We start from the raw sequence: 12,213 nt of genomic DNA, 5'->3' as shown, positions 1-12,213 counted from the left end.
TCCGGTCACAGCCAGAGATCCCCGACGGGGGTCTCTGGCGAAAAGTGATGTTGAACCTGGGCCATCAGTAATTCGGCGCTGGCCAGCGCGTCCACCAGGGCATTGTGGGGAGGATAGTGTGGCAGGCCATATCGTAGCCGGCTGTCCGGCAGCCGAATGGAAATGGCCTGTTGCCCCTTTAGCCTCTGCCACCAGTTGGGTTGCCTGCGCGGATGCAGATAGGACTCGATGGCCATGGTGTCGACCACCGGAAAACGTATCTCCTCCCCGATTCGCCACTGCAGTGCGACATTCAGAAACGGCCTCTCAATACCGCGGTAGTGCACCACCGGAATGCGGCCGGCCAGGCTTTCGAGAACTCCATCAAGCACCTCGGACAGGTCCGGAGCCTTGTCGATGTCAGTATGGGTGATGCCGTGTATCGTAACGGATGTCTGATGCAGCGGCAGTTGCGGCTTCACCAGCCAGTGCCGCGAGCCCCCCAGATGTACCCGGTCGATGGTGAACGGCACCACACCGATACTGACAATGGAGTGCTTGTTGGGGTCCAGCCCGGTGGTTTCGAAGTCCAGGCCCACGAAAGGAACCTCTTTCAGGGGCGTGTCCGGAGCAACGCAACCCGCTTCGTAGAAGGCCTTCAGCCGTTCATCCGTGGCGTGTCCGGCAAGCTCACGAAAACGCTCAGGCCATGGCAGGTTCTCGACGGGGGCGTCGGTGGCCATGGATTCGTGGAGGTCAGACATTCCGTGCCACCTGCGCGTGATATCGGAACTTGAGGAACTTCTGCGCCTGGCTGACCACCTGGAAGGCGTCTTTAAGGTGACTGCGTTCGAAGGGCGACAGGTCTTCCGGCCGCACGTTATTGTCTGGCTCGCGGCCAGCCTCGATGGCAAGGGCCTGGTGGCGAATCCGCACAATAGCGATGAACTCGAAGGCGTCCCGCAGGTTATCCACTCCGTCTTCAGGAATCAGCTTGGTGCCAGCGATGGCCTTGAGGCGGTTGAAGGTATTCTGGGCCTTCGAGCCACAGGCCAGGGAATGCACCCGGATCAGGTCAGAAACCGGCGCCGTACCGCGGCGCTTGAGGTTAAAGGTTTTGGCCTGCTTGCCTCCTTCGTCCATGACAAAGGTACGGAAAAAACCCAGTGGGGGTGTGCGATTGAGCGCATTGCGTGCCAGCATTGCCAGGAACCGCTGGCTATTGCTCGCCCTTTCGGCAATGAACGCTTTGAGCTCTTCCGTATACTCTGTGCGGCCGAAAATACCGTCCAGGTCGAAGAAAATATTGCTGTTGAGCAGGGCCTCGGCTTTTGGGTTTTCAATCCAGTCGGCGAAGTACTCTTTCCACACTTTTAGCGGCTGGCGCCATTTCTGGTTCGTGGCCATGATATCGCCGGTACAGTAGGTGTAGCCGCAATCCGCCAGGCCGTCGCTGACAAATTTCGCCAGCGCCAGAAAATACTCGTCGTGTTGTGCCGGGTCGAAGCTGTCGTCCAGCACCATGGCGTTGTCCTGGTCGGTTACGACCAGCTGCTCATCCCTGGCCATGGAGCCCAGGGCCATGAAACAGTATGGCACCGGCGGCGGCCCCAGTTTCTCTTCCCCCAGTTCCAGCAGCCGCTGGCTGAAGCTGCGGCCGATACCGGCCATGGCGCTGCCAATCATATGGGAGTTGGCATCTTCATGGACCATACGAACAAAGGTGCTGGGTACTTCTTTACTAAGGCGTTTCAGGCCTTGTACATCCTGTTGCTGGTAGATGTTGCTGACCAGGTAGAGGCTGCTCTGGGACTCGTGCTTCACGATATCCGACAGGGCGATTACGCCGCGGATAGTGTCGCCCTCCATTACCGGCAAGTGGTGCACGTTGTTGTGGAGCATGGTCAGCATGGCTTCGAAAATAAAGGAGTTGGAGCTCGTAGTAATCAGGCTGTCGGTCATGATGTCACTGATCGGTGTTTCCGACGGCAGGGCCTCGCTGAGGGCGCGGGTGCGGAGGTCGCGGTCCGTTATGATGCCGGAAAGTCTGGAACCATCCCCGCTTTCGTCCATGAGAAGCAACGCTGAAACACCCTCTTCGGTCATGATGCGGGCAGCTTCCTGCAAGCGAACGCTGATCGGCGCAGTCACCGGCTCACGGGAAATCAGCCGGGTTACCCGGGCGGTCATGGGCTGACTGGACCTCCGCCGCCGGGACAACGCAGAGCGCAGGCGGGAGCGGTCTTCAACTTCGACAAAATCGGTGAAGTTGTCGTCGTTTTTCCACAGATACTGGAAGATCTCGTCGGGGATCAGGTAAATCAGAGAGTCCTCTATCGCCTTCACTGGGAAGCGCACCGTTTTGCTCATCAGCAGGCCATACTGGCCGAAAATCTCGCCTTCACCGAGACGGTTGTAGAGCTCGCCCGTGCGACGATACATCTCGACTGCGCCACTGCGTATGTAATGCAGGTGGCTGTTGCGCTCACCGAACTTGAGGATGTCGGCCCCAGCGCGGAAATAAGTAACCTCGATACCCGCGACGATTTTGTCGAGAGTTTCTTCCGGCATCTCGTCAAACGGCGCATGCTGGGCCAGGTGGTTGCGTATCTCGATCAGCTCTGCCTGCATTACTCGCTTCCTTTTTGCACCGGTCCGGCGTGGTGAATTCAACACGCAATATAGCAGTGGCGCTGTTTTACGGCCATGATGGGAGGCAAGACGTTAGCTGTATGGGAAGAAGGATTGTTTGTGGCTGGACTTTGTACGCTTGTTCTGGGGGGTATCCGCTCCGGTAAAACCGCACTGGCCGAACAGATCGCCAGCGATTCGGGGGAGCCAGTGGTGTATCTGGCCACCGCAACGGTTGGCGATGATGAGATGGCCCTGAGGGTGGCGCGTCACCAGCGAAGCCGGCCCCCGGAATGGGGCCTGGTGGAGGCTCCTGTAAAACTGGCTGGCGTGCTGGATGACCATGGCAGCAGGCCGAGGCCGCCGTTGTTGCTGATAGACTGCATGAGCCTGTGGGTCAGCAACCTGCTGTTTGCAGGCGATGACGTATTCACCCGCGAGAGGGAAGCTTTCCTGCACGCCTTGAGGGAGTACCCTGGCCAGGTGGTGATTGTCAGCAACGAAGTCGGCCTGGGCACCATCGGTATGGACCCGCTTACCCGCCGTTTCTGTGACGAACTGGGCTGGCTCAACCAGGACCTAGCCGCCTGCTGCGACCGGGTTCTGATGAGTGTGGCCGGGCTGCCGCAAACCTTAAAAGGCTGACGGAGTGCCGTGGCTCTGCAGGCAGCTGAGCAGCCCGTGCCTTGACTCGTCTATGCGGATACGGCTGCGACAGGCGTAGGGCACGGCGATGGCAGAGAATGAGCGTTGCAGGGGTATGCCCATCACCTCAGCCAGAATCATGCGGATAACACCCCCGTGACACACCACCAGTACCCGTTTTCCGGAAGCTTCGCATTGCCAGTGTTGCCATGCCCTGGTGACCCGTTCGCTGAATGCTGTAATGGCTTCGCCCCCGGGTGGCGGATGGTTCACCGGGTCACTCCAGAAACGGGCAAGCGCGTCGGGAGTATGTGCCAGAATGTCAGTGGAGGTTCTGCCTTCCCAGTCGCCAAAACCGATTTCCCGTAGCTGCGGTTCTTCATGGACAGGCAGTTGTCGCTGCCGGGCCAGTTGCCATGCAAAAGCCTGGCAGCGCAAGAGGGGTGATGTAATGATAAGGTCCCAGTGGTCATCTTCCGTTATGGCGGCGTTGATCTGCTGCCAGCCGGTATCGCTCAGCGGGTCGTCCTTGCTGCCCCGGAACATGGGCCCGCCGGCAGGTTCTCCATGGCGGATCAGGTCGAAGAATGTGGTGGTGTTACCGCTCATGATCAGGACTCCCGGCCTTCGGTCTGGTCCTTGTCGGTGACGCCGGCATCCGCGAAGCTTGCCATCCCGTTGTGGAGCTCACACGCCGCGCGAAGCAAGGGGACCGCCACTGCGGCGCCGCTGCCTTCACCCAGCCGCATACCAAGGTCCAGCAATGGTTTGGCGTCAAGCGCCTGCAGCACGGCCTGGTGCCCCGGTTCGGCGGACTGATGGGCGAACACAAGCCAGTGCCAGGCATCTGGCTGCTGGCGAACGGCCACCAGCGCGGCGACCGAAACGATAAACCCGTCTACCAGTACAGGAATGCCCCGGTAAGCGCAGCCCAGGATTGCGCCGGTCAACGCGGCGATTTCAAACCCGCCCAGGGAGGCCAGTGTCGCAAGAGGGCCAGTATTGCTGCCGTGGCGATTCAGGGCCCGGCTTACCACCGCGCTTTTATGGGAAATGCCGGCGGCGTCCAGGCCGGTGCCGGGGCCCACGAGTGTTTCCGGGGGCAAGTTGAGCAGGGCACAGGCAAGGGCCGCGGCGCTGGTGGTGTTTCCGATCCCCATGTCGCCGCCGATGAACAGCCGGCATCCGGCGCTGGCCGCCCGTTCCGCCGCCGCATCGCCACTGGTCAGTGCGGAACAGACCTGGGCTTCCGTCATTGCATCCGTCACGGCCAGGTTGGCGGTAACCGGTGCGATCAGTTCATCCCGCACGCCCGCGAGAACCGACACCTCGCCTACCGTGCCCAGATTGACCACTTCCAGTGAGGCGCCCAGATATCTGGCCATCACACTGATGGCCGCGCCCCCGCTGGCGAAGTTGGCGATCATCTGCGCCGTGACTTCCTGCGGAAACGCAGACACGCCTTCTTCACATACGCCGTGGTCACCGGCGAATATGGTAATCCTTACCGGATCGATTGCCGGATGCTCCATCCCCTGCAAGCCGGCAAACCGGATGGCGAGTTGTTCCAGTTGGCCCAGGGAACCCGGCGGTTTGGTCAGTACCTGCTGGCGCTCTGCGGCCTGTGAGGCTGCCTGCGAATCGGGTTTGCAAAGCTGGTGGCTCCAGCTTGGCGGCAAAGAAGGCATGGTGGATTCCTGGCCAGTGAAAACATGGAATGGTCTACCGGGCCTGAAACAGTGTCAAGATTGGCGATGACTCGGTTAGACTGCACAACCGCTCCGTAATCCAGATACGTCCCTTCCAGGAGATGGTGCCGATTTGAACGTGTTTGTTACCTCTGTAATTGTGTGCCTTGCTGCCGTGCTGTTGGACCGATGGCTGGGGGAGCCCCACCGGTGGCATCCGCTGGTTGGGTTCGGGCGCCTGGCCGGGTGGGTGGAACATTGGTTAAACCGGTTGCCAGTGCGCAAGGGCCGGTCAATCACGATGGGGTTGCTGGGCGTACTGGTGGTGGTATTCCCGGTGTTGTTCGTGGCGGAAATGCTGCGATGGGCGCTGAATGGATGGCTGTACCTGTTGCTGCAGGTGGTGGTTCTGTATTTTGCTCTTTCCATCCGGGGGTTGAAGGAACATGGCCGCGCGGTGTCGAAGGCGTTGCACCGGGGTGACCTGGAGGGTGCGCGAGAGCGGGTAAGCCGCATTGTCAGCCGCCAATCCAGTGAGCTCAATGAAAACGGTGTAGCGACTGCAGCGAGTGAATCGATGCTGGAGAACGGCGCAGATGCGGTGTTTGCCAGTCTGTTCTGGTTTCTGGTGGCGGGCATACCCGGGGTCCTCCTTCACCGGATGGTGAACACCCTGGATGCCATGTGGGGTTACCGCAATGAACGCTACCGTTATTTCGGGCGGGTTGCCGCAAGGCTGGACGATGTCCTGAACTGGCTGCCAGCCCGGTTGACTGCGCTTACCTACGCCTTACTGGGACATACCCGCCTGGCCTGGCGTTGCTGGCAAACCCAGGCACCGAAATGGGATAGCCCGAATGCCGGGCCAGTGATGGCGGCAGGGGCAGGTGCACTGGGGGTGTCTTTGGGCGGCCCGGCCCCCTATTCATCCGGTATCCGGCAGCGACCGGTGCTCGGAGACGGCCCGGAAGCCTCCGCGGACACTGTTGATGAAGCCATTGGGCTGGTGCAGCGGGGAGCCTGGCTCTGGCTGGGTGTACTGGGGCTGGCGGCTGCCGGGTGTGTGCTTGTGTACTAAAGGCTCGCCAGGCCGAGTAACAACACGAGTTCAGCGAACACCACGCTGGCCCCCAGCGTGTCCCCGGTATAGCCGCCCAGTTGCTGGCGCAGATACAGGCCCCACGCCAGAGCCGTACCCAGAGTCGCCACTGTACTCCACAGCAGGATCCCGCCCTGGAAACCGGTCAGTAAAAGGGTTGCCATGAGGGTGAAGGCCGCCGCGAGGGCCAGCCGGGTATTCGAGAAATCATCTGCCACCGGCTTGCTCTTGCTTTTATCCGGGTCCGTCACATAGGACAGGTGGCCCATGATCAGGAGTGGTGCAAGACGGGCCACCATGGGGGCCAGAAGCAGCGCGAGCCACACCGGTTGAGCTTCGGCCAGCAAAGCCACCTTCAGCCCCAACGCCACCACCAGCGCGACCGTACCGTAGGTGCCGATGCGGCTGTCCTTCATGATGCGCAGCCTGGCTTCTACCGAATACCCACCGCCCAGCGCATCCAGGCTGTCTGCCAGCCCATCTTCATGAAAGGCCCCGGTAATCCAGAGGTGAAACCCGGTGACCAGCACAAGGCACACCAGAGGGCTCCAGAAATGCATGAGAGCGATATACAACGCAGCGTAGATGGTGCCGAGTATCAGCCCCACAAGTGGAAAATAGACACTGCACTGGTTCATCAGTTGCGGCGAGTAGTCTATCCGTACCAGCATGGGAATGCGGGTGAGGAACCCGATGGCCAGCCAGAGAGCCTGCCACTCCCTGTGGATGATGGGTTTCATATTGTCCAATGGCTTGCCCTGTTATTGAGGATCACGTTGGTTTCCCGGCCAGTCTAGCATTATAGGTGTTCGTGGCCGTTAGAGGCGGGACCCTGGTGAATGGTCGTCCAGTGGACTCCTGATCCCGCGCTCATGGGTGCCAATCACATGAGTGTATATCTGCGTGGTGCCTATGTCGTTGTGGCCCATTAACTCCTGAATGCTGCGAATATCTGTTCCGTGCCGTAGCAAGTTGGTGGCAAAACTGTGACGAAAGGTGTGACAACTGGCCTTCTTGCGAATGCCTGCGTGCCTGATGGCAGACTGAACCGAACGCCTGACCTGCTGTTCACCAATATGATGCCGGCGACGAACACCAGAGCGAGGGTCGATGGCCAGGCGTTGGGCGGGAAATACATACTGCCAACCGGGACTGCGGGCGGCGCCAGGGAACTTCTTTGACAGCGCATTGGGCAAATAGACTTCTCCGAAGCCATCCTGCAAATCCTGCTGGTGGAGAGCCAGCGCAAACTCAATCTGGGTTTTCAGTGCGTCGCAGAGCGAAGAGGGAAGAATCGTACGCCGCCACTTATCGCCTTTAGTCTCCCGCACAAACAGACAGGGCTCGGAAAATTCCACATCCTGAACACGAAGCCGGGCTGCCTCCATCACTCGTAAACCTGAGCCATACATAAGACTGGCAACCAACCGATGCGTGCCCTGCATGTGTGCTAATACCGACATTGCTTCGTCATGGGTGAAAACGGTGGGCAGTTTGCGCCCTCTGGACGTTTGGACGAACTGCAATTCACCTAATTCCTTGCCGAGAAACTGGTGATACATAAACACAACCGCGTTCAATGCAGTTTTTTGGGTGTTCACAGCGACATTGCGATTGTTCGCCAGATGACTCAGCCATTGATTCACCTCTACGGGCCCCATTGATTCCGGATGGCGTTTATTATGAAAGCGAATAAATTCCCGTACCCACAGGCAGTAAGTTTTCTCCGTACGGTAGGCCAGATGCCTGGCACGAATAAATGCACGGAAACGATCCATAAAGCGGGTAGGGTTGGATGGCAGCGGGGCTGGTATATCGTCCATGAGTACAAATCCTTGAGACTGTATATGCATACAGTTTATTTGGTGAAGTTGCTCTTCTGCAACTGGAAAAATGGCCGTAGCGACCATGATCTGGGTGGGATGTGGAAAGGTTGCTATTTTTATTTATAAATCATTTGGTTGGAAAATCCTGCGAAAATGGGATAGTAGTCGTCGAGAGCGTTTTTACGTCGAGAGAAGTGGAGAGAAATAATCGGAACTTATTGACCTGACGGGGATTCCTGCCTAGCTTTGGTGAACGTTCAAGTTGAGATATGACTCGCTGGGGAAGTGGTCGTGGCGACTCATATACAAATGTTAGGGGCAGTTCACGAGTTCCAAGCGTGTGAGGAGATTTATGGCTAAGCAAAAGGATTTGTCCCACATCTCATACGGTTTGGAAACGCCGGAGGACCTGATGGGCAAACTGCTGCACGACGCCGAGAAAATCCATGGGGTCCCTCATCGTTACGACCTATTCAATTTCTTTGTGACTGCTGCCGTCCTTTATGAATGGTGCCGGAAATACTATCAGGAGCACGAAATATCGAAGCAGTTAACCGAGGCTATCGGGCATTCTGATTATGATGCACTGCCATTGGATGCTTCTAGCTGGATCAAAGACCAGTCTTGTGTTCCAAACAGTGGGCAAGATGCACGGAGGCATATAGTCCATGCGCTTCGCATCTGTATCGAGACGGCCAATGCAAGCAAGCACTATCACTGGTTGCGTTCCAGTCAGGTCACGGCAATAGAAGATCAGCCTGTCGTCAAGGATTGGTATCAGTACTTTTTCACCTCGGTAGGTGAAGGAATCTATGTCGAATATGCAAACCAGTACTACACGGTAGAACAAATCCGGGGCATTGTGGTTCAGTTCTTCGAAGGGATGCTCAAGCATGTCTGTCGACCCTAACAATCGGCTGCACAGTGACCGATTTTCCGCCGCTTCGCGGCTCCAAACCGGCGCGTGAGCCGGGCGTTAACCCTTGTGACCAGCATCTTGCAAAACTCCGTCAATGACGTATATTGACTGTCATGTTTACCATCATCGAAACCCCTACATTTGAAGCAGATGCCAGAAAAATCTGGACTGAGGAAGAGCGAAGCGCTTTCTTTGCCTGGCTTGCGGCAAGTCCGGAAATTGGTGACCCCATTCCGGGTAGCGGCGGATGTAGAAAGGTTCGTTGGTCGGTAGCGGGTTCAGGGAAGCGCGGTGGGGTGCGAGTCATTTACTTCACCAAGTTGGCAAATGGTGAGATCTGGTTATTGGTGATCTACAAGAAAGCCGTCAGGGGCAATATACCCGCTCATATCCTGAAGTCGATTCGTGAGGTATTGGAAAATGAGTGACGAGACACTAAGTGCTGAGGAGCTTGGCAACAAGTTGCTTCAGTCTGTTAAAGAAATGAAAGCGGGCAAAACTGCACGAGTCAGTCGTGTTGAGCCTAACGAGGTGGCAGAGGCTCGAGGCAAAACCGGACTGACTCAGGTCGAGTTTGCTGAGGTACTGCATATTTCCGCGCGAACCCTGCAGGAGTGGGAGCAAGGTCGACGTGAACCCTCTGGTCCAGCAAAAGCGCTCATTGAGATTGCTTCCCGTCATCCCGAGGTCATTCGAGAAGGCCTCGAGCTACGGGGTTAACAAGCGGCTGTTGTCGGACGCGCCTACGCTGCGCTCCGGCACGCCGCAAAGCCGGGCGTTAACTGTCACGGAAGGTCTCAGTGAAATTTGAAGTATCGAGCAATCTTAAAATCAGTCCCGAAGATGTTGCTGGGCTACTCACCATGAAGGGCGTAAATAGGGAATTGAGCCCTCTCATCCGTATGACGGCTCCCTCAGAATGGTCAAGCAAGCCGATCTTCGAATGGCCCTCCGGTAGGGTGCTCTTTTCGAGCTGGATACTCCTTTTCGGTATCCTTCCCATTGATCGGCACACGTTCTTTTTTCAATCCATTGATCGCCAACGGGGTTTTGTGGAGGTGTCCAGTACTTTAACCAATAAGCTGTGGCACCATCGGCGGGACATCAATCGGAACGGGGCATTATGCTGGGTCACCGATACCGTCGAGTTCCAGTGTAGGTTGCCAGTGTTGGCAGACGTTCTGGCACCTGTCTACCGACTCATCTTCAAGCACCGTCATCAGGTGCTAAGGTCATACTATGGTGGCAGCGCCAGTTAACCAGTCAATTAAGTTCGTTCCGGCCTGCGGCCTCCACCGGACGCCCCTGTCGGGCCGCCGCTTATTTCAGCGTTATGTGTTACTGCCAAGAGGTCAATTTCATTGCCTGAGTTGAAAACAGTCGGTCTTTTTCTCGTTACCGCATTGGCAGAGATCGTGGGTTGTTATTTGCCTTACCTCTGGCTTCGTGAGGGCAAAACCATCTGGCTTCTGGTGCCAGGTGCGTTGAGCCTTGCAGCATTTGCGTGGTTGCTTTCGCTGCACCCAACCGCTGCCGGCAGGGTCTATGCGGCGTATGGTGGTGTGTATATTTTTATGGCGATTGTATGGCTTTGGGCCATCGATGATATTCGTCCCACCGCTTGGGATTTAGTTGGCTCAGCCGTTGCTCTGGTGGGTATGGCTATCATCATGTTTGCGCCGCGCACCACATAACCAACTGTTGTAGTTCGTTCCGGGCCTCCGGCCCTACACCGGACGCCCATTTCGCTGCGCTACATGGGCGCCGCTAAACAAGGGCGTTACACCGCATGAATACAACCGAGTTCGTCGTTTACTATTTAATAGCGGTATCAGCGATCTTTTTGCTGATCGCACTGGTGCGTTTTTCGCAGCTAAAGCCATTGTCTGGGGCCAGACAGACCTCAGCAATGGTTGAGCAGAATCATCGTGCTGCTCTAGTTCGGTTAGTTCAACTGGGCATCAGGGTTGAAGGAAGGGGGCCTATCCATTTTATCGCTCCTCCCCCTTACACACCCGACGAGGAATTAGTGGTTGGTACCGAGATGGCAGTTTGGATTTCGGATGAGCTTCCTGGAGTCGTTTTGCATACCAAACCGACTTTTTTAACACTGTTAGCTCGATCAATGTTCCCAGCATTCGTTGTCGCGTTCATCCTGCTGACGCCTATTGTGTTCATTCTTAGGGGGAATTTCGGTGCTGTGTAACAAGTGCAGGCACAGCGACGCCCTTTTCATTGCGCCTTCGGCTCCATTCCAATGGCGCGCATGCTGCAAGCGTTATGCAATACGAGGTAAGAAATGAATAAAGGAGTATTGACATTTTTCTGTGGAAAAATGGGGGCAGGTAAAACTACAAAGTCTCTTGAAGTTTCCCATGAGCGAAACGCCGTGCTGCTTTCTGAAGACGAGTGGCTTGCGTCAGTTTATCCGGATAGTATTAAGACACTGGAAGATTACGTAAAATATGCTGGTAGGCTCAAGCCTCAAATGAAGAAGCTGGCTCAGTCGATCTTGGCAGCAGGAACTAATGTGGTAATGGACTTTCCTGCAAATACAATTTCGCAACGAGAGTGGTTTAAAAGCATTTTTTCTGAGATCCAGGCTTCACACGAGCTGATTTACATCGACCAGCCAAATGAAATTTGCTTGGAGCAAATCGCAAAAAGGCGGATAGAGCAGCCACAGAGAGCGGCAACTGATACGGAAGAGATGTTTGAGCTTGTTACAAAGCACTTTGTTGCCCCAACTTCTGATGAAGGGTTCAACACAACCGTAATTGCGGCAAATGCATAACAATCGCAGGCACGGCGACGGCTTTTTCGTTGCGGCTTCGCCTTCACTACAAAGCCGCGCGTGCTGCGGGCGTTATGTGGGCGTTCCTATAGAGAATCTACATGGCATTCAGTGAGTTTGAAGCAAAGAAAATTGATCGGGCTGCTTCGGATTTTCTGGAAGCGAGGCGGCCACCAGTCCATATTCGTTCCCAAGTGGATTTGGACGTTCGCGTTTCTGGCCAAAGTGTGCAGATTGTCGAAATTCGCCCGCATTTTCGTGAGCCGTCCACGATCATTGAGTCGCCTGTGGCAAAAGCTACCTACGTCAAGAAGTCTCAGCGCTGGAAAATCTACTGGATGCGCAGCGATCTAAAATGGCATTCATACACGCCAGAACCTGAGTCACGCTCCATAGAGGAATTTTTTGCTATCGTGAATGCCGACGAGAATGGCTGTTTCTTCGGGTAGCACATAACCAGTCATTCAAGTTCGTTCCCTGCCTGGCGGCCGTCCACCGGACGCCCTAGTCGGGCGCCGCTTAATGTTGGCGTTGAGGCTGTAGAAAAACCCCGAAATCTCCACCCCGGTTTGGTAGGATCAGGCAAACGGACAAGGAGTCGTTGGCATGCCTCGCTTCAAGCATTACAACTA

Annotated in this window: 15 protein-coding genes; 9 read left to right on the top strand and 6 right to left on the bottom strand. The window is 56.3% G+C overall.

The window, feature by feature from the left end; all coding sequences use genetic code 11:
* Positions 1–5 precede the first annotated feature (5 nt).
* Entirely contained in the window at positions 6–743 is a 738-nt protein-coding gene (locus ABJM11_RS14660) for a 3'-5' exonuclease (protein WP_348293141.1), read from the bottom strand.
* A complete protein-coding gene (locus tag ABJM11_RS14655; RefSeq protein ID WP_348293140.1) occupies positions 736–2,610 on the bottom strand; it encodes a putative nucleotidyltransferase substrate binding domain-containing protein in 1,875 nt (624 codons plus the stop codon). Before ABJM11_RS14655 ends, ABJM11_RS14660 begins: the two co-directional genes overlap by 8 nt.
* Before the next feature lie 120 nt (positions 2,611–2,730).
* Between ABJM11_RS14655 and cobU the strand changes: the two genes are divergently transcribed.
* Entirely contained in the window at positions 2,731–3,255 is a 525-nt protein-coding gene (gene cobU, locus ABJM11_RS14650) for a bifunctional adenosylcobinamide kinase/adenosylcobinamide-phosphate guanylyltransferase (protein ID WP_348293138.1), read from the top strand.
* Here the strand turns inward: cobU and ABJM11_RS14645 are convergent.
* Both ABJM11_RS14645 and cobT read right to left on the bottom strand, forming a co-directional pair.
* Positions 3,244–3,864, bottom strand: coding sequence for an alpha-ribazole phosphatase family protein (locus ABJM11_RS14645; RefSeq protein WP_348293136.1), 621 nt, complete (start codon positions 3,862–3,864; stop codon positions 3,244–3,246). The two genes, cobU and ABJM11_RS14645, sit on opposite strands and share 12 nt — an antisense overlap.
* Before the next feature lie 2 nt (positions 3,865–3,866).
* The gene (gene cobT, locus ABJM11_RS14640; RefSeq protein ID WP_407070002.1) at positions 3,867–4,934 is read right to left on the bottom strand and encodes a nicotinate-nucleotide--dimethylbenzimidazole phosphoribosyltransferase; all 1,068 of its coding nucleotides are present in this window, start codon (positions 4,932–4,934) and stop codon (positions 3,867–3,869) included.
* A 142-nt stretch (positions 4,935–5,076) separates the two neighbouring features.
* Between cobT and cbiB the strand changes: the two genes are divergently transcribed.
* Positions 5,077–6,021, top strand: a complete 945-nt coding sequence (cbiB, locus tag ABJM11_RS14635) for an adenosylcobinamide-phosphate synthase CbiB (protein ID WP_348293134.1) — start codon at positions 5,077–5,079, stop codon at positions 6,019–6,021.
* Here the strand turns inward: cbiB and cobS are convergent.
* Together cobS and ABJM11_RS14625 are read right to left on the bottom strand one after the other, a co-directional pair.
* Positions 6,018–6,782 carry an adenosylcobinamide-GDP ribazoletransferase gene (gene cobS, locus ABJM11_RS14630; protein ID WP_348293322.1) on the bottom strand — a complete coding sequence of 255 codons (765 nt, stop codon included), beginning with the start codon at positions 6,780–6,782 and terminating at the stop codon, positions 6,018–6,020. The genes cbiB and cobS overlap by 4 nt on opposite strands.
* A 78-nt stretch (positions 6,783–6,860) precedes the next feature.
* Positions 6,861–7,865: an integron integrase gene (locus tag ABJM11_RS14625; protein ID WP_348293133.1), complete on the bottom strand. Its 1,005-nt coding sequence runs from the start codon at positions 7,863–7,865 to the stop codon at positions 6,861–6,863.
* A 355-nt stretch (positions 7,866–8,220) separates the two neighbouring features.
* Here ABJM11_RS14625 and ABJM11_RS14620 point away from each other — a divergent pair, with 355 nt between their 5' ends.
* The 7 genes from ABJM11_RS14620 to ABJM11_RS14590 all read left to right on the top strand — a co-directional run bounded on the left by ABJM11_RS14620 (position 8,221) and on the right by ABJM11_RS14590 (position 12,030).
* Complete coding sequence (locus ABJM11_RS14620) at positions 8,221–8,778, top strand: hypothetical protein (RefSeq protein ID WP_348293132.1); 558 nt, start codon at positions 8,221–8,223, stop codon at positions 8,776–8,778.
* 122 nt (positions 8,779–8,900) lie between these two features.
* On the top strand, positions 8,901–9,215 hold the full coding sequence (locus tag ABJM11_RS14615; RefSeq protein WP_054641851.1) for a hypothetical protein: 315 nt from the start codon (positions 8,901–8,903) through the stop codon (positions 9,213–9,215).
* Positions 9,208–9,507, top strand: coding sequence for a DNA-binding transcriptional regulator (locus tag ABJM11_RS14610; RefSeq protein WP_062373489.1), 300 nt, complete (start codon positions 9,208–9,210; stop codon positions 9,505–9,507). Before ABJM11_RS14615 ends, ABJM11_RS14610 begins: the two co-directional genes overlap by 8 nt.
* Positions 9,508–10,148: 641 nt before the next feature.
* Positions 10,149–10,481, top strand: coding sequence for a YnfA family protein (locus ABJM11_RS14605; protein ID WP_348293131.1), 333 nt, complete (start codon positions 10,149–10,151; stop codon positions 10,479–10,481).
* A gap of 95 nt (positions 10,482–10,576) precedes the next feature.
* Positions 10,577–10,993: a hypothetical protein gene (locus ABJM11_RS14600; protein WP_348293130.1), complete on the top strand. Its 417-nt coding sequence runs from the start codon at positions 10,577–10,579 to the stop codon at positions 10,991–10,993.
* A 93-nt stretch (positions 10,994–11,086) separates the two neighbouring features.
* Positions 11,087–11,581, top strand: coding sequence for an ATP-binding protein (locus tag ABJM11_RS14595; RefSeq protein WP_348293128.1), 495 nt, complete (start codon positions 11,087–11,089; stop codon positions 11,579–11,581).
* A gap of 101 nt (positions 11,582–11,682) precedes the next feature.
* Positions 11,683–12,030 (top strand): DUF3024 domain-containing protein, encoded by a 348-nt coding sequence (locus ABJM11_RS14590; protein WP_224849412.1) that lies wholly within the window; start codon positions 11,683–11,685, stop codon positions 12,028–12,030.
* Positions 12,031–12,213 lie beyond the last annotated feature (183 nt).

The organism is Marinobacter sp., assembly GCF_039977835.1.
Lineage (GTDB): Bacteria > Pseudomonadota > Gammaproteobacteria > Pseudomonadales > Oleiphilaceae > Marinobacter.
Note: the sequence above shows the minus strand (reverse complement) of the source record. Positions and strands in the feature narration are given on the sequence as shown.

What these genes read in the sequence shown, in the direction of transcription:
- ABJM11_RS14660 (WP_348293141.1), bottom strand. Translation starts at nt 743, where the DNA reads ATGTCTGACCTCCACGAATCCATGGCCACCGACGCCCCCGTCGAGAAC.
- ABJM11_RS14655 (WP_348293140.1), bottom strand. Translation starts at nt 2,610, where the DNA reads ATGCAGGCAGAGCTGATCGAGATACGCAACCACCTGGCCCAGCATGCG.
- ABJM11_RS14645 (WP_348293136.1), bottom strand. Translation starts at nt 3,864, where the DNA reads ATGAGCGGTAACACCACCACATTCTTCGACCTGATCCGCCATGGAGAA.
- cobS (WP_348293322.1), bottom strand. Translation starts at nt 6,782, where the DNA reads ATGAAACCCATCATCCACAGGGAGTGGCAGGCTCTCTGGCTGGCCATC.
- ABJM11_RS14625 (WP_348293133.1), bottom strand. Translation starts at nt 7,865, where the DNA reads ATGGACGATATACCAGCCCCGCTGCCATCCAACCCTACCCGCTTTATG.
- ABJM11_RS14620 (WP_348293132.1), top strand. Translation starts at nt 8,221, where the DNA reads ATGGCTAAGCAAAAGGATTTGTCCCACATCTCATACGGTTTGGAAACG.
- ABJM11_RS14615 (WP_054641851.1), top strand. Translation starts at nt 8,901, where the DNA reads ATGTTTACCATCATCGAAACCCCTACATTTGAAGCAGATGCCAGAAAA.
- ABJM11_RS14610 (WP_062373489.1), top strand. Translation starts at nt 9,208, where the DNA reads ATGAGTGACGAGACACTAAGTGCTGAGGAGCTTGGCAACAAGTTGCTT.
- ABJM11_RS14600 (WP_348293130.1), top strand. Translation starts at nt 10,577, where the DNA reads ATGAATACAACCGAGTTCGTCGTTTACTATTTAATAGCGGTATCAGCG.
- ABJM11_RS14595 (WP_348293128.1), top strand. Translation starts at nt 11,087, where the DNA reads ATGAATAAAGGAGTATTGACATTTTTCTGTGGAAAAATGGGGGCAGGT.
- ABJM11_RS14590 (WP_224849412.1), top strand. Translation starts at nt 11,683, where the DNA reads ATGGCATTCAGTGAGTTTGAAGCAAAGAAAATTGATCGGGCTGCTTCG.